Origin of the sequence: Flavobacterium sp. TMP13, from assembly GCF_050847115.1 — a bacterium.
Classification (GTDB): domain Bacteria; phylum Bacteroidota; class Bacteroidia; order Flavobacteriales; family Flavobacteriaceae; genus Flavobacterium.
In genome coordinates this window covers 549,847-566,906 of the sequence record NZ_CP193656.1, presented here as the reverse complement: position 1 = coordinate 566,906, position 17,060 = coordinate 549,847, and the positions used below count along the sequence as shown (strand labels likewise).

Sequence of the window (17,060 nt, the reverse complement as noted above, 5' to 3'; positions counted from 1 at the left end):
TATGACAATACTAATAAACAATCAAAGCTTTACCTTACACCAATCGGGCGTCGCTTTTTGGGAAGACAAGAATATTCTTTTAATTTCAGATGTCCATTTGGGCAAAGTAGCGCATTTTAGAAAAAACGGAATAGGCATTCCTGAAGAAGCTATTTATGAAAATTTCTCGAGGTTAAGCAGCGTTTTAGCTCTTTTCAATCCTTTAAAAGTGATATTTCTTGGTGATCTATTCCACAGTAAGATCAACAATGAGTGGAATTACTTTGTAGAATGGAAAAGCAACTATGCGCAGCAAATGATTCTGGTTGAAGGAAATCATGATATTATAGACAGTCAATATTATTCTGAACTAAATATTGAAATTCACAGCGAACTAATTATTGATGATTTTTTGCTTACCCATCATCCCACAGAAAAAGATGGGTTTTTCAATTTTTGTGGACACATTCATCCAGGCATAAAGTTGAAAGGTTTGGGCAGACAGTTTCTAAGTCTATCTTGCTTTTTCAGAAAACCAAATCAGCTAATTTTTCCTGCTTTTGGCGAATTTACTGGAAATGCCTACTTGATTCCTTCAGCAAACGACCAGGTTTATGCAATTACAAAAGAAGAAGTTATAGCAATTGCTTTAAATTAATTCAATGCAAAAGGAGCACAAAGTCTAAAAGTAGGCACTATAACTTTAAAAGTTTTAGTAGAGGTAAAATTAATCATATTAAAATAACCACTCATGGCTCCAAAGGGAGAAGCCAACAAACAACCAGAGCTGTAGGTGTGTAGTTCGCCAGGTTTTAAAACTGGTTTTTTTCCAATCACACCCTCTCCGTCCACAACTTCCACATCGTTAAGAGAATCAGAGATTTCCCAATGGCGAGAAGTAAGTTGAACTGAGTCTTTACTGTGATTTTCGATAGTAACAATATAGCTAAAAGCAAAGTGCAGCTTATAGTTTTTAAAGTAAGTGCCTTCAAAACTAGTCAAAACTGTAATTTTTATACCTCTTGTTATTTGAGTAACCATACTAAAGTCGTATATATAAGTGTTATACAGCAAACTTACAAAAAAAAAGCTGTATCATACCCATTACGAAAAATGTTTTTTAATTGATGATGTTTAGGGAGTTAGCGCTTCCTTTGCCAATAATTCTTTGGTAACGATCGTTGTTGGCTTTGTAATAAACTAAAACGGTATACTCGTTTTCCGTTTGATAAAAATTACCATCGACAGCGTTTTCAGTGTCAATAATCCCCTTTGCATTGGCAACTTGATATTGGTAGTTTGTAAATCCTTGTTTGATTAAAATAGCTTTCTCATACAGTCCCTTTTTAGCATCGTAATCCATTTTATTTTCAGCCGATAAAATATAATTGTTAAACATTCCGGTAATGTAAATGTCCTTATTGATTTGAAAGGAAGGAGCAGAAAGGCTAAAATAAACCCAAGCATAATCGGCTTCAATACTACTATTGACTGCATTGAAATTTTTAACCACAAAATTTCCGTTTACATCTTGGTAATTTGAATAGAGATTATTTCCTCTCGCCTCATTTGTATACAAATACGCTTTGTATATTTCATTATCAAAACCGATTCGCGAAATATTATTGTTAGCCACACGTATCTCTTTATTCTCAAAATATAAATATTCGTTTCCCGCCCAAAACTGCGTTTCTTTATTGTATTTGTAAATTAATTCATTGCCAATTGTGTATTGTGGACGAATATTTTTTAGCACCGTGTTGAAATTGCCGTTTTGAATTAATACTACTTTTACATTTTGCAAAGGCTGCTCAAAAGTCAACGCTTGAGAAGCAATTGCAAAGTCCACATTTTGCATGTAATCGATCGTGCTAATGTCTCGACTCCTTTTAATTTGAGTCGGAACAGTGGACAGATTTTCGTAAATCATGAGTTTTCTTGAGAATACAATCTCGCGATCTTCGTTTAAAACTTGAATAATGTAATTTCCAGAAATTTTTAAACGTGTATTTTGGTTGGGTATCGAAAGCTCATAATGCGAATAGAGCTGCAAGGTATTGACTGAATTGGTATATTTTTGAATTCTTTGATTATCAAACCCTTGTAAATATTCTGTTTTCGGAATATCTGACGGAATCCAATTGTAGTCACAATGAATAATTACGTAATTGTAGTTGGCTTCATTGCCGAATAAATCATCAAATTGAATTTTGAAATCCGAGCCCAATTCAAAAATTGGAGTCACATTGATGTCATTTTCTACAAAAGAAATTGTTTTAATGTTATACGGTGGAACGACTTCCGTTTGTACTTGTGCCGTAGCAGAGTATAAGCATAAAAAAAATACGATTTTAGTAAAATACTTTAGCATGTTTGTGATTTGCAGTTTAGTAAATGTAATAAATAAAAGTACGATTTAGTAGTTGTGTTTGGTTCAATTGTAATAAAGCTAAAAAAAAAACACACTACAATTTAATGAATTGGAGTGCGTTTTTTAGGTATGTATTTTAATGAAATATATTGGGTGGAGGACGTATTGATTACGAACGAACTCTACTTTTTAAAACAAAGCGGAATTATTTCGCCTTTAGCTAAACAATATTTCTCTACCAGTTCAGGTGCAATTTTATTCGTGTAATCTTCTTCAATGACCGTAAATCCAATACTTCTCAATTTATCAAAATAATCGCGCCCATATATGCGCACGTGATCGTATTGTCCAAATATTTTTGCACGTTCTTTTTGATCAGTAATTGTATCATCTGAAAAAGTAACTTCGCGATTCAAGTCTTGCGGAATCTGCAAAACTGCCATTCCACCTGGTTTTAAAACACGATATAATTCTTGCATGGCTTTTGTGTCATCTGGAATATGCTCTAAAACGTGATTGCATAAAATAACATCATATTCATTGTCGTTAAAAGGCAAATTACAGATGTCTGCTTTTACATCCGCCAAAGGCGAAAATAAATCAGTTGTCGTGTAATCTAGGTTTTTTTGATTGCGGAACAATTTATAAAAAGCTTGTTCGGGCGCAAAATGCAATACTTTTTTTGGTGCTGTAAAAAAGTCTGTCTGTTCATTTAGATACAACCACAACAAGCGATGGCGCTCCAAAGAAAGTGTACTTGGCGACAGCACATTATTGCGTTGTTTTTCATATCCATAAGGCAACATTGACTTGAAACTCTTGCCATCGATAGGATCAGTAAATTTATCTCCTTTTAAAGATAAAGCAATTATAGGACGTGCCAAATAACTTAAACGAATAAGCAATGGACGGGGAATGGTATTAAGGACTAATTTAAACACAGATTTCACAGATTTTCACAGATAAAATTATAAAATGATTCTTTTGTACTTTAGACTATCTTCCAAAATTAATTAGTAGTCCTATTTTCTTTTTTGAGGCCGCCAAATAGTTTAATGTTTGTTTTATCTCACTATTTGAAAGTTGTTGGATTGCTTTTATTTCTAAAATAATTTGATCGTAGATTAGAAAATCAGAAAAATAATAACTAGGCAAAATAACTTCTTTGTAAACGATGTTAAATTTTACTTCGCGACTAAAAAGAATTTGATTTTTTTTAAATTCATATTCTAATGCATCTCCATATACTTTTTCACTATGTCCTTTTCCAAGTATTTTGTGAACTTCCATACAGACTCCAATTATCTTGTATGTTTCTTCTTTTAAATAAAAGTCTTCCATATAAATAATTTGTGACAATTTGTGAAATCTGTGTTAAACAGTAAGTAACTTATACCACCAAAGGCACTCTTCTAAATTCCTCTTCTTCGTCGCTTTCGATTCCTAGCGCTTTATAGATGTACTTAAATGTCGATAAAATTTCTGGTTTGCCATCAATTAACGCCACATCATGTTCGAAATGCGCGCTTGGTTTTCCATCTGCAGTTGTAATTGTCCAACCGTCTTTGTGCTGTTTGATGTTTTTTGTACCGAGATTAATCATCGGTTCGATGGCGACAACCATACCTTCCACAAAAAGTTTACCGCGACCACGTTTACCATAATTTGGCATTTCAGGATCTTCGTGCATTTTTTGTCCTAAACCATGTCCTACTAATTCACGAACTACGCCGTAACCGTGACTTTCAGTATATTTTTGAATTGCGTTTCCAACATCTTCTACACGGTTTCCTGCTTTAAATTCGCGAATTCCGATATATAATGATTCCTTGGTTACTTGTAATAATTTTTTGGTTTCTGTTGCTACCTCTCCAATTTCAAAACTGTAGGCATGATCACCATGGTAACCATTTTTAAACGCACCACAGTCAACCGAGATTACATCACCACTTTGTAATGGCGTATTGTTAGGAATTCCGTGTACCACTTGTGAGTTTGGACTCATACAAAGTGAATTTGGAAAATCATACAAGCCCAAAAAGCTGGGAACCGCTCCGTGGTCCCGAATAAATTCTTCAGCAAGTTTATCTAAATATAATGTAGTCACTCCTTCTTTAATTTCAGAAGCAATCATTCCCAATGTTTTCGATACGATTAACGCACTTTCGCGCATTAATTCTATTTCTTCACGTGATTTTACTATGATCATAATTTCGTATTTTCAGTTGGCAAAAGTACAATTTTTAAATTATTTATATTGTTTTGATTTTGTATTTAAAAGGGGGCTTTTTACAGGTTAGAAAAGCTAAAGTTCATTCGAATGGAGTAATTTCTCTAAAAACAAATGCTTAAATTAGCGTATATTAAAATTTAAAAGGAAATAATATGGACAATAATCAAGCTAAAAAAGCCAGCTTAACCAAAATGAAAACGGTCGCATTGAGTGTTTTGGGATTGGCAGTAATTTGCTTTTTTGTTGCAAATCATTATAAGATAGGATGGTTGAAAGCATTTAGTGAAGCCGCAATGGTCGGTGGAATTGCCGACTGGTTTGCAGTAGTAGCCTTGTTTAAACATCCGTTGGGAATTCCGATTCCACATACGGCCCTGATTCCGAACAATAAAGATGCGATTGGTCAGAATTTAGGAACTTTTGTTTCGGATGAATTTTTGATCAAGGAAAAATTAGAACTGAAATTGGATGAATTTGATTTTGCAAGTAAAGCAACCAGCTGGTTGCAGGAAGAGAAAAACGCAGATACTATTGCCACATTAGTAGTCGAAAACATTATTCAGGGTGTTTTAAAAACCATAGATGATGCCGATGTAAAAAACTTTATACAAAAACAATTTGAAGAAAAATTGCAAGAAATGAACTTTGGTGAATGGATAGCAATTGGACTGGAATCGTTGTCTAAAAGTGACAAACAGGAGCAACTAATTACAAACGTATTAGCTATTTTGGCAACCGAACTAGAGACTAATAAAGCGGAAATTAGAGAAAAAGTTAAAAAAGCAACACCGTGGTATACATTGGGTGTAGCCGATAAAAAAATTGCAGATGGAGTTTTTAACGGTTTGTATGAATTTTTGTTAATGGCTAAAGAGCCAGAAAGCGCTATCCGAAAGAAAATTAACTTGTATGTGTTAAACTTTATTGAGGAGTTGAAAAACTCTCCAGAAATGCAGCAAAAGATTACATCTTTGATTATAGAATTTACGCAAAAAGAAGAAGTGCAAAATTATATTGGCTCGATTTGGCAAGAATTGAAAAGTGCAATTACTGATGATTTGGATAAGGGTAAGGATTCTAAGATTAAGGAAAACTTAGCGAACATGATTCGTAATTTCGGAATTAATGTTCAAAATGATGTGGTGATGACAAACAAAATCAACAACTTCCTTAAAGTTGATGTGTTGGGCGTTTTACTTCGAAATAAAAAAGCAATTGGGGATTTAATTGCAACCTCCGTTCAGAGTTGGGATAAAAAAGAAATAGCCGAAAAATTAGAATTAGAAGTAGGTAAGGATTTGCAATTCATTCGAATCAATGGAACAGTAGTCGGTGGATTTGTTGGGCTAGTAATTTATTTTGTAGAACATTTTATATAAAAAAATAAGACTGCTCTATACCAACAATCTTTTAAGGTTTGATTTTCAATTAACTTCTACAGCTTTAAAAATTCATTTGAAAGAAAGGTACACGATAGCTAATTGATTCGTCTTTTCTATTATTTGTGATGGATTATAATAGTATGTACCACTTCGTCTTAACTATTTAATACACTTTTATTAAAATTATAATCTCCAAAACAATTAGAAGTCATACAATCTTCTGATTAATAGCGTATTATATCCGCCTCGTTAGTAGATTATTTTTCTTAATAATTAATTGTTAATTTATATATTTGCATCCTTTACAATTAATTATTTAAAATAAAAAAAATGAGAAAATTATTGATAATAACTGTTCTATTAATAAGTTCTTTAGCACACTCTCAAATTACAATTCGCTTAGGATTAGGAGAACAAGAGGCAGATGGGATTATTTTCAAAAAAAATAATGAAAAGATTAGCGGTGAGGTTGATTTTCCAAAATTTAACGCTAAAAAAGTAAAAATTAAAATTGATAAAAAAAATCATCAAAAAATAGTGAGTGCTGATATTGATTCAATTCAGTTATTTGACAGTAACAAGAAACAGGTTTATACTTTTGTCTGGACAAAAACTAAAGTTTATAAGTCAAAAGGTACTGAGTTTAAAGTTTTAGATGAGGGTTGGATTTGCTTAATAAAAAAAGGAAAGGTATCGGTTTACCTTGGAGGCCAAGAATATGGAATCAAAAAAGATTCGATGAGAGTAGTAGAGGCAGCTAGTAATCATTATTTAAAAAAGAAAGACGAAGATTACCCAGTACTAGTTTCTGTCTTTGCTGTTGGTGGAGGTATTGGTTATAATGTATTCTTTAGGGAGTATGGACAATATTACTTTAAAGACAATGCTGTGATTGCTGAAAAAATTAAAAATAAAGAATATAAGTCTGACGATATGTTAAAGGTAGTAGAGTACTATAATAGTTATATAACTCCTAAAGCTACTACAACTAAAAGTGAGCTTACTAAAAGTACCAAGGTTAAAAGCACTTCTAATAGTGCTAGCAAAAGTAATAGTGCGCCTAAGAAGAAAAAGTAAGTTTGTCTATTTTTACAATGTATTAGTTCAGTGCTTTTTAATAAATTCAACTTTAGTAATAAGAGGTAAATCTACTCAAGAATAAGAAAATTTAACGAACTGCTTTTACATATAAAACCGAACTATTTCTAAAAATCAGTTCGGTTTTATGTATAATATCAATACTACATATTTATTTTTAAATATACTTTCTATAAAAAAGCAAGCAGAATTCAGCCGATAAATCAAAAATACTTAAAAAACCCGTATGAAAAAAACACTACTTTTGGGATGCTTGCTTTTTGCAGTTAATGCGTTTTCACAAGCTTGGGACGACGTTTATGATGATAAATATTCAGTTGGAGTATCATTTCAGGATAAAGGAATCGGTGCTGAAGTTGGTTATGAAATCGGACTGTCTAATTATTTATCAATTGGATTCATTTATGGCTACGTTTTTAAAACTGAAACATTGCCTCCAATTTATGATTCTTGGGGCATTAACATTAATGATGGAGATAATGCAGATTCTTTTGAAAAAATGAATATGGCTGCGTCATTAAACGTACACCTAACACCTTTTTTTAAAATGGATGGTGAATCTATCGATATCTATGTCGGTGCGTCTGGTGGTATTAATGGTGCTGGAGTCCAAGCAGGATTTAAATATTTTTTTATGGAAAATCTAGGAGTATATTTTAATGGCTACTGTCCTATTATAGCGGATAAATTTTTAATCGATGAATCGTCTACAAGGGTATATTATAATTTTTACCTTAAGCCTGTAGTAAGTGCAGGAGTTTCTTTTACTTTGTAAACAGGCAATTAAAAAAATCTGATTAATTGGCTTGTTTAACGCAAACTGGACTTTATTCTAGATATATTTTTAAAAAAAAGTGGGTTTGAGAAATTAATTTCATACCCACTTTCTAATTTTATTTGAAATGTACTAAAAGATTTTTTAAAATTACAACAAAGAATGCTGAGTCATTACTGCAGGTTGCGCAATACCCATCAATTCTAAAATAGTGGGAGCAATATCACCTAAAACACCATCTTTTATCGATTTTAAATCTTTATCAACCAATATAATTGGAACCGGATTCGTAGTATGCGCAGTATTTGGACTACCATCAGGATTAATCATTGTTTCGCAGTTTCCGTGATCGGCGATGACAATTGTAGTATAATCATTAGCTAAAGCTGCTTCAATAACTTCTTTTACGCAAGTGTCAACCGCTTCACAAGCTAATATTGCTGCGCTCATAATTCCGGTGTGACCAACCATGTCGCCATTGGCAAAATTTAAACATACAAAATCAACCTCGCGTTTGTTCAACTCGGGAATCAACGCATCCTTTAATTCAAAGGCGCTCATTTCTGGTTGCAAGTCGTAGGTTGCTACTTTTGGGGAATTTCTCAATATTCTAGATTCGCCTTCAAACGGATTTTCTCGTCCACCCGAAAAGAAAAAGGTTACGTGCGGATATTTTTCTGTCTCGGCAATGCGAATTTGCTTTTTGCCTGCTTTTTCTAAAACTTCACCTAAAGTCTCAGTAATATTATCTTTGTTGTAAACCACTTTTACGTTTTGATACGTTTCGTCGTAGTTGGTCAAGGTTACATAATACAGGTTTAGTTTATGCATGTTTTGTTCGTGAAAGTCTTGCTGCGACAAAGCTTCTGTCAGTTCACGCCCACGATCTGTTCTAAAATTAAAAAAGATAACCACATCATCTTCTTCAATTGTAGCTAGCGGTTTTTGATCGCTGTCCACCATTACAATGGGAGCAACAAATTCATCGGTTATATTGTTTTGATAACTTGCTTCCATGGCTGCAACAGGATCTAATGCCTTTGCACCATCAGCATTTACAAGTAAGTCATATGCTAATTTGACGCGTTCCCAACGTTTGTCGCGATCCATTGCGTAATAGCGTCCAATAATCGAGGCAATTTTTACAGGCGTATTTTTAATGTAATTTTGAAGATTCTCAATGTAGCCTTTACCCGATTTTGGATCTACATCACGTCCATCTGTAAACGCATGAACGTATACTTTATCTAATCCGTATTGTTGAGATGCATCTATTAAGCCGCGTAAATGAGAGGTGTGCGAATGCACGCCACCATCAGAAACCAATCCTAAAAAGTGTACTTTTTTATTGTGTTCTTTTGCATATAAAAATGCATCGATTAATACTTGTTCTTTGGCAAGTGTTTTATTAGCAACAGCTAAATTTATTTTGGCTAGATCTTGGTACACAATACGACCAGCACCCAAATTCATATGGCCTACTTCGCTATTTCCCATTTGACCTTCAGGCAAACCTACGTTTAGACCGTCAGTACGTAATTGCGCGCTTGGATATTGGGTATATAAACTGTTTATAAATGGAACGTTGGCGTTGTCTATGGCAGAAACTTTAGGATCAGGAGATTTTCCCCAACCGTCTAAAATCATTAGTATTACTTTCTTGTTCATCTTTATTTTAATTTTTAACAAAGATAAGGCATTTGTAAAACCTTGAAGAATATCGGTGCTACTATTGTATTATATAAAGAGAACCGTACCAAAAAACAATTATTTTTTTAAAGAAGGGATTCTTTTTTAAAATATATGCATTCTAAAATTTATTTTTAACCACGTTGTAGTCAATAAAATACTTAATACTAATTGAAAATACGTGATTCAGTTTCGAATTATTAATTAAAGCAGAAACATTTTCGCCTAAATGCTTGTTGATTTCTCTTTCGAAACCAGCACCACTATTACGATACAGTAGCGAAAGTTGGCTTCCTGGAGCAAACCACCAAGCGTACGATAAATCAGCATTCCAAGAGTTGAAATTGGAGTTTTTGTTAGTTAAATAAGTTGCGAAGTCAGTCAAAGTCCCGTCATTACTCAAAGATAAATAGTGCTTGTTTTCGGCATAAGACCAGTATTGACGAACTAATAAATTAAAAGTCATTCTGCTGTTGAGTGCGTATTTTCCTGAAATAGAATTTGAGTAAGTGATGACATTTCTATTGGCAAAAATGATCGTTTTGGGAGTAGTAGTGTTAAAATCGGCATCGATACGATCAGCATATCCTTTGTCGTTCGTGTTTTTGATGAAATTAAAATTGTAAACTAACAAAAATTTATCGCTAAAACGGTATCTCGGACCAACAGCAACGTCATAAATAGCGCGGCCTGGTTCGTCTAAAAAAGTAACTCGAGTATTTATATCGACAGCAAATTTTTTATTGTAATTGGTAGAGAAGTCAATCCAGTTTTCAATTTTTCTAGGAATTACTACAAAACGATCGGCCACACGAGGTTCGTAATAATCAAATACTTCCAGCGGATTTACGCCGATTCCAAAGCCAAATAAATTATTTTTTTTAGTTGTAATGCTGGTATTGACATTAAAATTATTGTCTTGTAAAGCACCCGTTTCTTTATTGTATTCAAGATACCCATTCCAATTCAGCCTGAGCTTATTGAAACTTTTGGTTGGATTTAAAATACGATAATTGACATTGCTGAAAAAGCTATAAAAATTAGTGTAAAAATTTATTCCTAAATCGTTTGAGTCAAAATCTTTAGTTACCAAATCGGCTCCCAAATTAAAACGGTATTTGCCGCTTGTTTTGGCAAAATTTATGTCAGCATATGAACCTTTTTTATCTTCCAATTCATTAATTAAACTGTATTTCATACTTCCTGTAATTCCGAATGTATTGGTTTTGGTATTTAAATCCCAAGTCAGGGCCGAAACATTCGCATCTCTAAAAGCGCCATCTCTAGTTACATTGGTATTAATAAAGGCTATGGATGAGGTTTTTCTAAATCGTTGATCCAAAACCAAAACATTATAATTGGTCAAAGGTTCTACTACTTCACGACGCGTTACATTGGTGACTGTGTTAGTAATAACTGCATGTGTCTTTTCGGTGATCGCATTTAAAATTCCAATTCCTAAACCGCCTTTGGTTCGTCCCGAAATTTTTAATGCATTTATTAGATTGACAGCAGACGGATTTTCGATAAATTCCTCATTTTCTGCTAATTCTATCGTTGTCGAAGGAGAGCCGCCAATTCGGCGGGAATAGAACAAATTACCTTTGCTAAATAAATCGGTTCCTTCCGTAAAAAACGAACGATTTTCATTAAACTGCTGTTCAAAAGGACCTAAATTTAAAATCTGATCGTCAAATTTAGTTTGACCAAAATCTGGAACTAAAATGGCATCCAAAGTAAAAGCATCATTAATTCCGTACTTAATATCCAATCCACCTTTCAATGTTCCGTAGGTTTTTTGTCCTTCGGCTGCATTGAGATAAAAAGAAGTGTATGGCATTAAAAATAATCGAGTAGGAGGTTTAATATTTTCGATACCCTGCAAAATACCAGCTTGTTGTGTAAAACTTCCAATTTTGGTATCAATAAGATTCCAAGTATATTTTTCTCGGTCTCTTTTTATTTCTCGAAAAAAATTAAGCCCCCAAGTTTGTTTGTTATCTGCCGAAAAACGCAGCGCAGCATACGGAATTTTCATTTCTACGACCCAGCCAAAATCGGTTATCAGCGCTTTACTGTCCCAAACGGCGTCCCAAGAATAGTCTTCGCCATTGGCATCTGTGGTAATACAATCGGCTTGGCTATCAGACGCAGGAACGAAAAATTGAAAATCTTGCTGTCCGTCGTTAAAACCATTTATAAAAACACCAAAAAGATCAGACGTTCCAAAACTATCTCGTTGTGTAATTTCCTTTAAAATTTTAGTAGGTTCATTGTCATACATTATCGCTGCAATGTAAAGTGCATCGTTATCGTAAATAATTTTAATTTCTGTTCTTTTTTCGTACGGAATTGGTTTTCCGTTGTCTGGCTCAAACATTACAAAGTCTTTGGCAACGTCGGTTTCCTGCCAAGCTTGTTCGTCAGTTTTACCATCTATTATAATGTTTGCTGTGATAGCATTAGTTTTTAATATCTTTTTCTGACCGTAACTAACTGTGGTTAATAATAGAAGAAAGTAATAGACGATTGATTTCATAACTCTAATTGATATAGCTTTTTCTAATAGACTACAAAAATTTGGATCCGTTACAGTTTTAGGTAAATTTAAAAATTTTTGAAGAGGCGTTTTTATAGGTTTTTTAATACATAGGTGTGAATGATGTAATAAATAGTGTTAAAAATGCAATAAATAGGGTAATTTAATTGTTTATAAGTTTTGTCAGGTATAATTTTTTTTTACTTTTGTTATGCCTCGAAACAAATATAACTTAAACACATTCAATGATTTACAGTATTTATCCTACATTGTTATTCATGTTGCTATCATTTGGAGCTTCTAATAACACTACAGAGAAAGTTTCTACAAACAAACGAGTAATTGCTGCAACGGTTAAAATTAGTGCCGAAGCGAAAATTGAATCCATCTACCATAATCTTCATACCAATAGTTTCGAACTTCCAAAAATGGATAGTTTTACTGAAGCTTTAAAAGGTTTTTACGAATTAAAAGAAAAAGGAATCATTACCAAAGATATTTTAACGCTGATTGATTTTAGTAAATCGGCAAACGAAAAAAGACTTTGGGTAATCGATTTATCTACTAATACCATTTTATATCATTCTTTAGTATCACACGGCAGAAATACAGGTGAAGAATTTGCTACTTCATTTTCAAATGTAGATTCTTCTAATAAAAGCAGTTTAGGCTTTTATAAAACTGGCGAAGTATATCAAGGCAAGCATGGAATGTCTTTGCGATTAGATGGTCTAGAACGCGGTGTAAATGACAATGCCAGATCTAGAGCGATTGTAATGCATGGAGCTAATTATGTTTCTAATTCATTTATTAGAAATAATAGTCGTTTGGGAAGAAGTTTGGGTTGTCCTGCAATTCCAGAAGAATTAAAACAAGAAATTATTGAAACAATAAAAAATAAATCTTGTTTGTATATTTATCATCCTTCAAGAAGTACAGTAACTCTGGCTCGTTTAGTTTCTTAGTTTAGCATACAAATCAGCATCTAAATTGTAAATATCAGGGCGAAACTGCAATTGGTTTGGTTCGCTCCAAGCCGTCCAGTACCACTGGTACAATTCGTATTTTTTAGTAATGCGAACCCCAGTAGTTTTCTCGGTTACAATAAGAGAATCAATTTTTTCCGTAGACCAGTTTTTTGCGTCGTTTAGTAAATGCTCGGCTAAATCTAGCGGGTTTTCAATACGAACACAACCTGAACTCATCGAGCGGTTTTGTCGATCAAAAGAACCTCTGTGATTGGTGTCGTGTAAATAAACGCTATGATTGTTTGGGAATAAAATTTTCATCAAACCTAGAGAATTACTTCTGCCTGGTTTTTGAACATATCGGTACGCATGCGGATTATTTTCATTCCAGTCTTGCGGATCAACTACTGTTCCTGTTTTATCATAAATCGTAATGTTCTTTTTAGCTAAATAATTTCTGTTCTTTTGCATCGAAGGAACAACATCTTCTTTTAAAATCGTTGGAGGAACGGTCCATGTCGGATTAAAGACAATTGTCTTTAATGTTGAGGTAAGAATTGGTGTTCTGCGTTTGTTCGTGCCGACAATTACGTTTCTGCTTAGCACTGTATCCTTTTCTTCTACGACTTGTAAACTGTAATCGGGAATATTAATAATTAAATAATTTCCTGTAAATTCATCAGTATACCAACGCCAGCGCTCTAAATTAGCTATTATCTGATGTTTTCTTTTTTCTTTAGAATAATTGAGTGCAGCCACAGTTCCTTTGCCAACCACACCGTCTGAAATTAAGCCATGTCTGGACTGAAATTTTTTAACAGCATCAAATGTTTTTTGATTGTAAACAGCCGATAAACTTTCTGATTTTGGCAGATCTTTCCAAAAACGCAATCTTTTTTTAATTTTAATTACCTCGCTATTGGTATCATTTAATACAATTTTATCTGCCGATTGAATGCGGTGCACACTGTCTTCTGGAAAAGTATTTATAAGTTTTAAAGCATTGATGAGTTTTTGATACGTATACGTTTTTGGTTGACTTTTTAGTAAAGCTGTTTCCAAATTGTCATCGTTAAAAGCGGTAATTAAAACTTCATTTACATTAAAGCTTTTTGCTTTTAATTCCCAGTCGGTGTACAATTTTTTTGGATCTAACTTTCCTTTATATAAATGAAGTAAAAACTTCTGAAAATTCATTGTTAAATTTAAGTCGTAAGCAATGAGTTGTTTGTCATTAAGCTCTGAAATCTTTTTTTCAAAATCTTGTAATTTTTTGACATGATAATCAGCAGGGTTTAAGCCATAATCTTCTGCTTTTTCTAATTGAAATAAAACAAATTGACGCTTTTTTAAATTGCCCCAAACTGTTTCGTAGCCAGACGATTTGTAAAAATTCACCAGCAGCTGACTTTTAAAAACAGAAAGTTGTGCCGTGTCAATCGCTATTTTTCGCTCGTTATCTTTTACAATTGCTGGTGTTATAATAGTTGCAGAATCCAAAGTTTCTCCATTTTTCGCGGCGCCCGCATCTTCTTTTTTACAATTAGTAAACAATAGGATAATAGCAATACAAGTAAAAAACCTAGTCATTGTGTTTTGTTTTAAGAGGTAAGTAAACTTGAACGATGTTGAGCAAGTACTTCATTTTTTTGGTTGATTAATTTTTTGCAAAAGTACGACTGCTGTTTAAAAGAAAACAATTCTTACAAATATTTAATTTAAAATGTTCTCTATTATTTTTGCTAGGCAAAGAACGTCCTTTATATTTGTAATTCTTAACTGAATTTGCCCTCTTTGTAACTCAATTAAAACGCATCGATATGTTTTTGTGCGATGATTTTTGTTTTCGTTCTAGATTTTAAATGATTTCTTGAAGTTATAACTTTTTAATTTTTAACAGATTAGTAGAGGTGCCGGTTTTTTTATTTATTTTTTTTCAAAAAAACTTGTTTTACAGATAACTAATTCTCTATATTTGCACCACCAAAAATGCGAAAGTAGCTCAGTTGGTAGAGCTCCAGCCTTCCAAGCTGGTTGTCGCGAGTTCGAGCCTCGTCTTTCGCTCTAAATACAATTTAGAGTTGTTTTAATTATTTGAAAAAATAATTTGTTTTTACAATTCCGATGCGAAAGTAGCTCAGTTGGTAGAGCTCCAGCCTTCCAAGCTGGTTGTCGCGAGTTCGAGCCTCGTCTTTCGCTCTTAAAACCCGAAACTCAATGAGTTTCGGGTTTTTTATTACTTCTAATTTAAGAAACTTAAATCGCTTTCTGGATCTAGTTCTTGTGGTTCTTTATTTTGTTCGAATAAACGAGCGCTTAATTTTCCTTTTAAGATAACTTTTTCGCCTTTTACTTCGAGCCAGCTTCCTTCGCGTAAGCCTAAAACAGGAACGGTATTAAAAGCATGAAATTCTTTGATTCGGGTTTCTCTCGTTTCTCCCATATGTTTGGATAGTGCATCTGGATCCATGTAGTGCGGATTCAAGTTGAACGGAACTAATCCTAAGGTTTTAAAACTTGGTGGATAAATAATTGGCATGTCATTAGTGGTTTGCATTGAAAGTCCGCAAATATTACTGCCTGCACTTGTTCCTAAATAAGGTGTGCCCTTTTTTAGCGTTTCCGATAAAACACCCATTATAGTATACTTATACAATTGCGATACTAATAAGAACGTATTTCCTCCTCCTGTAAAAATGGCTTCGGCCTCTTCGATAGCTTTTTGTTTGTCTTCAAATTCATGCAGTCCATTTACCTGAATATCGATTGTTTTAAAAGCAGATTGCACGGTAGCAGTATAGTCTTCGTGCGTAATTCCTCCCGGTCTAGCAAAAGGTACAAATAGTATTCTTTTACAACCTTTAAAATGATTTTGTAAAGTGGGCAACAGGTATTCTAAGTAGGCGCCTCCGTGTAGTGTCGAAGTGCTGGCAACGATGCTATTTTTCATGAGAATTTTATTTTTTAACTGACCTTAAAGATACTAAATGCTCCTCTTCTTTAACCGAACATCTTTTTTTTATTAACAATTATTTACCAAGTCGTTAGCATTAAATTTGGAGTTGCTTGAGATACTTTTACAGCTATAAACCACCTTATATGAGGCATTTTATTCTTTTTGTAGTTTTAGCATTTTCGCAAGAATTTTTTGCTCAAGAGCATTTTCCGACACAAATTACAGGAATTACTACTTTATACAATAATCCGCTAGAGGGAGTTTTTGTAATCAATAAAACTAGCGAAAAGGGCGTTCAAACAGATAAAGAGGGTCGGTTCTCCATTGCTGTAAAAAAAGGAGATATAGTCGTATTTTCTTCCTTGATGACCAAGGAGATGCAAGTGCAAGTAGATGAAAAACTCAATATAACTAACTTTTTAGTTATCGAATTAAGTGCACAGTCCAATCAGCTTCGTGAAGTGGTGGTTCGAAGTTATAACGGAACTAATGCACGAGCATTAGGAATTATTCCTCAAGACACAAAAAGCTACACTGCAGCAGAAAGAAAATTAAAAACCGCAACCGATTTAAAAGGTGCTGGAGGAGGTATTTGCTTGGATCCTGTGCTGAATTTAATTTCAGGTAGAACGGCAATGCTAAAAAAAGAATTAGCGGTAGAGAAAAAGGAAGATTTTATGGAAATGCTTGAAAAATTGTTTGATCGCAATCACTTTGTGAACAAATTAAGTATTCCCGAAGATTATGTAAAGGGATTTGAATATTATGCCGTGGAAAACCCGTATTTTACAAAAATTTTAAATTCGAAGAATAAAGTAGCAACAGAATTTTTATTAGGTGAATTAGCATTAAAATACAAAGACATCATTGCTTGTGAAAACGAATAAAACCCTACTTTTTCTTCTCTCTATTTGTAGTCAAATTATTTTTGGACGAACTTTTAGTAGTAAAGAAATAAAGGGACAAGTATTTGCCGATTTAATTGCGCTACAATCGGTTACGATTGTCAATAATACAACGCAACATTTTGCAGTCACCGACTATTGGTTTGTTTTCAATCGTGATTCAAG

15 protein-coding genes and 2 tRNA genes are annotated in these 17,060 nt (G+C 33.4%); 8 read left to right on the top strand and 9 right to left on the bottom strand.

The features are described from left to right. Position 1 precedes the first annotated feature (1 nt). Positions 2-637, top strand: a complete 636-nt coding sequence (pdeM, locus tag ACRASX_RS02485) for a ligase-associated DNA damage response endonuclease PdeM (protein WP_432222315.1) — start codon at positions 2-4, stop codon at positions 635-637. On the opposite strand, the gene apaG is transcribed toward pdeM, so the two are convergent. From apaG to map, 5 genes are all read right to left on the bottom strand, one after another. Continuing rightward, entirely contained in the window at positions 634-1,020 is a 387-nt protein-coding gene (gene apaG / locus ACRASX_RS02480) for a Co2+/Mg2+ efflux protein ApaG (RefSeq protein ID WP_066310667.1), read from the bottom strand. The two genes, pdeM and apaG, sit on opposite strands and share 4 nt — an antisense overlap. A gap of 79 nt (positions 1,021-1,099) precedes the next feature. Then, positions 1,100-2,350, bottom strand: a complete 1,251-nt coding sequence (locus ACRASX_RS02475; protein ID WP_432222314.1) for a DUF5103 domain-containing protein — start codon at positions 2,348-2,350, stop codon at positions 1,100-1,102. 182 nt (positions 2,351-2,532) lie between these two features. After that, positions 2,533-3,300: a class I SAM-dependent methyltransferase gene (locus ACRASX_RS02470; protein ID WP_432222313.1), complete on the bottom strand. Its 768-nt coding sequence runs from the start codon at positions 3,298-3,300 to the stop codon at positions 2,533-2,535. A gap of 46 nt (positions 3,301-3,346) precedes the next feature. After that, positions 3,347-3,691 carry a GxxExxY protein gene (locus tag ACRASX_RS02465; RefSeq protein ID WP_157492706.1) on the bottom strand — a complete coding sequence of 115 codons (345 nt, stop codon included), beginning with the start codon at positions 3,689-3,691 and terminating at the stop codon, positions 3,347-3,349. Between the two features lie 49 nt (positions 3,692-3,740). After that, positions 3,741-4,559, bottom strand: a complete 819-nt coding sequence (gene map, locus ACRASX_RS02460) for a type I methionyl aminopeptidase (protein ID WP_432222312.1) — start codon at positions 4,557-4,559, stop codon at positions 3,741-3,743. Positions 4,560-4,735: 176 nt separating this feature from the next. On the opposite strand from map, the gene ACRASX_RS02455 reads away from it, so the two are divergent. From ACRASX_RS02455 to ACRASX_RS02445, 3 genes are all read left to right on the top strand, one after another. Next, on the top strand, positions 4,736-5,962 hold the full coding sequence (locus ACRASX_RS02455) for a DUF445 domain-containing protein (RefSeq protein ID WP_432222311.1): 1,227 nt from the start codon (positions 4,736-4,738) through the stop codon (positions 5,960-5,962). 333 nt (positions 5,963-6,295) lie between these two features. Beyond that, the gene (locus ACRASX_RS02450) at positions 6,296-7,042 is read left to right on the top strand and encodes a hypothetical protein (protein WP_432222310.1); all 747 of its coding nucleotides are present in this window, start codon (positions 6,296-6,298) and stop codon (positions 7,040-7,042) included. A 247-nt stretch (positions 7,043-7,289) separates the two neighbouring features. Next, positions 7,290-7,838 carry a DUF6646 family protein gene (locus ACRASX_RS02445; protein WP_432222309.1) on the top strand — a complete coding sequence of 183 codons (549 nt, stop codon included), beginning with the start codon at positions 7,290-7,292 and terminating at the stop codon, positions 7,836-7,838. A 150-nt stretch (positions 7,839-7,988) separates the two neighbouring features. Here the strand turns inward: ACRASX_RS02445 and gpmI are convergent, their stop codons facing one another. Both gpmI and ACRASX_RS02435 read right to left on the bottom strand, forming a co-directional pair. Then, positions 7,989-9,506, bottom strand: coding sequence for a 2,3-bisphosphoglycerate-independent phosphoglycerate mutase (gene gpmI / locus ACRASX_RS02440; protein WP_432222308.1), 1,518 nt, complete (start codon positions 9,504-9,506; stop codon positions 7,989-7,991). 142 nt (positions 9,507-9,648) lie between these two features. Continuing rightward, positions 9,649-12,066: a DUF5916 domain-containing protein gene (locus ACRASX_RS02435; protein ID WP_432222307.1), complete on the bottom strand. Its 2,418-nt coding sequence runs from the start codon at positions 12,064-12,066 to the stop codon at positions 9,649-9,651. Between the two features lie 245 nt (positions 12,067-12,311). Between ACRASX_RS02435 and ACRASX_RS02430 the strand changes: the two genes are divergently transcribed. Further along, a complete protein-coding gene (locus tag ACRASX_RS02430; RefSeq protein WP_432222306.1) occupies positions 12,312-13,031 on the top strand; it encodes a murein L,D-transpeptidase catalytic domain family protein in 720 nt (239 codons plus the stop codon). Here the strand turns inward: ACRASX_RS02430 and ACRASX_RS02425 are convergent. Beyond that, positions 13,020-14,624 carry a L,D-transpeptidase family protein gene (locus ACRASX_RS02425; protein WP_432222305.1) on the bottom strand — a complete coding sequence of 535 codons (1,605 nt, stop codon included), beginning with the start codon at positions 14,622-14,624 and terminating at the stop codon, positions 13,020-13,022. The two genes, ACRASX_RS02430 and ACRASX_RS02425, sit on opposite strands and share 12 nt — an antisense overlap. A 401-nt stretch (positions 14,625-15,025) precedes the next feature. Here ACRASX_RS02425 and ACRASX_RS02420 point away from each other — a divergent pair. Next, positions 15,026-15,098: transfer RNA gene (locus ACRASX_RS02420), tRNA-Gly, on the top strand. A gap of 62 nt (positions 15,099-15,160) precedes the next feature. Beyond that, positions 15,161-15,233, top strand: a tRNA-Gly gene (locus tag ACRASX_RS02415). 43 nt (positions 15,234-15,276) lie between these two features. Here ACRASX_RS02415 and pepE read toward each other — a convergent pair. Next, complete coding sequence (gene pepE / locus ACRASX_RS02410) at positions 15,277-15,984, bottom strand: dipeptidase PepE (RefSeq protein ID WP_432222304.1); 708 nt, start codon at positions 15,982-15,984, stop codon at positions 15,277-15,279. 149 nt (positions 15,985-16,133) lie between these two features. Here pepE and ACRASX_RS02405 point away from each other — a divergent pair, with 149 nt between their 5' ends. After that, positions 16,134-16,877, top strand: a complete 744-nt coding sequence (locus ACRASX_RS02405; RefSeq protein WP_432222303.1) for a carboxypeptidase-like regulatory domain-containing protein — start codon at positions 16,134-16,136, stop codon at positions 16,875-16,877. Positions 16,878-17,060: the final 183 nt, after the last annotated feature.

Excerpts from the sequence above, each read along its gene's own strand:
- gpmI (WP_432222308.1), bottom strand. The coding sequence starts at position 9,506 with ATGAACAAGAAAGTAATACTAATGATTTTAGACGGTTGGGGAAAATCT.
- ACRASX_RS02445 (WP_432222309.1), top strand. The coding sequence starts at position 7,290 with ATGAAAAAAACACTACTTTTGGGATGCTTGCTTTTTGCAGTTAATGCG.
- ACRASX_RS02475 (WP_432222314.1), bottom strand. The coding sequence starts at position 2,350 with ATGCTAAAGTATTTTACTAAAATCGTATTTTTTTTATGCTTATACTCT.
- pepE (WP_432222304.1), bottom strand. The coding sequence starts at position 15,984 with ATGAAAAATAGCATCGTTGCCAGCACTTCGACACTACACGGAGGCGCC.
- apaG (WP_066310667.1), bottom strand. The coding sequence starts at position 1,020 with ATGGTTACTCAAATAACAAGAGGTATAAAAATTACAGTTTTGACTAGT.
- ACRASX_RS02435 (WP_432222307.1), bottom strand. The coding sequence starts at position 12,066 with ATGAAATCAATCGTCTATTACTTTCTTCTATTATTAACCACAGTTAGT.
- ACRASX_RS02425 (WP_432222305.1), bottom strand. The coding sequence starts at position 14,624 with ATGACTAGGTTTTTTACTTGTATTGCTATTATCCTATTGTTTACTAAT.
- map (WP_432222312.1), bottom strand. The coding sequence starts at position 4,559 with ATGATCATAGTAAAATCACGTGAAGAAATAGAATTAATGCGCGAAAGT.
- ACRASX_RS02430 (WP_432222306.1), top strand. The coding sequence starts at position 12,312 with ATGATTTACAGTATTTATCCTACATTGTTATTCATGTTGCTATCATTT.
- ACRASX_RS02405 (WP_432222303.1), top strand. The coding sequence starts at position 16,134 with ATGAGGCATTTTATTCTTTTTGTAGTTTTAGCATTTTCGCAAGAATTT.
- ACRASX_RS02465 (WP_157492706.1), bottom strand. The coding sequence starts at position 3,691 with ATGGAAGACTTTTATTTAAAAGAAGAAACATACAAGATAATTGGAGTC.
- ACRASX_RS02455 (WP_432222311.1), top strand. The coding sequence starts at position 4,736 with ATGGACAATAATCAAGCTAAAAAAGCCAGCTTAACCAAAATGAAAACG.
- pdeM (WP_432222315.1), top strand. The coding sequence starts at position 2 with ATGACAATACTAATAAACAATCAAAGCTTTACCTTACACCAATCGGGC.
- ACRASX_RS02450 (WP_432222310.1), top strand. The coding sequence starts at position 6,296 with ATGAGAAAATTATTGATAATAACTGTTCTATTAATAAGTTCTTTAGCA.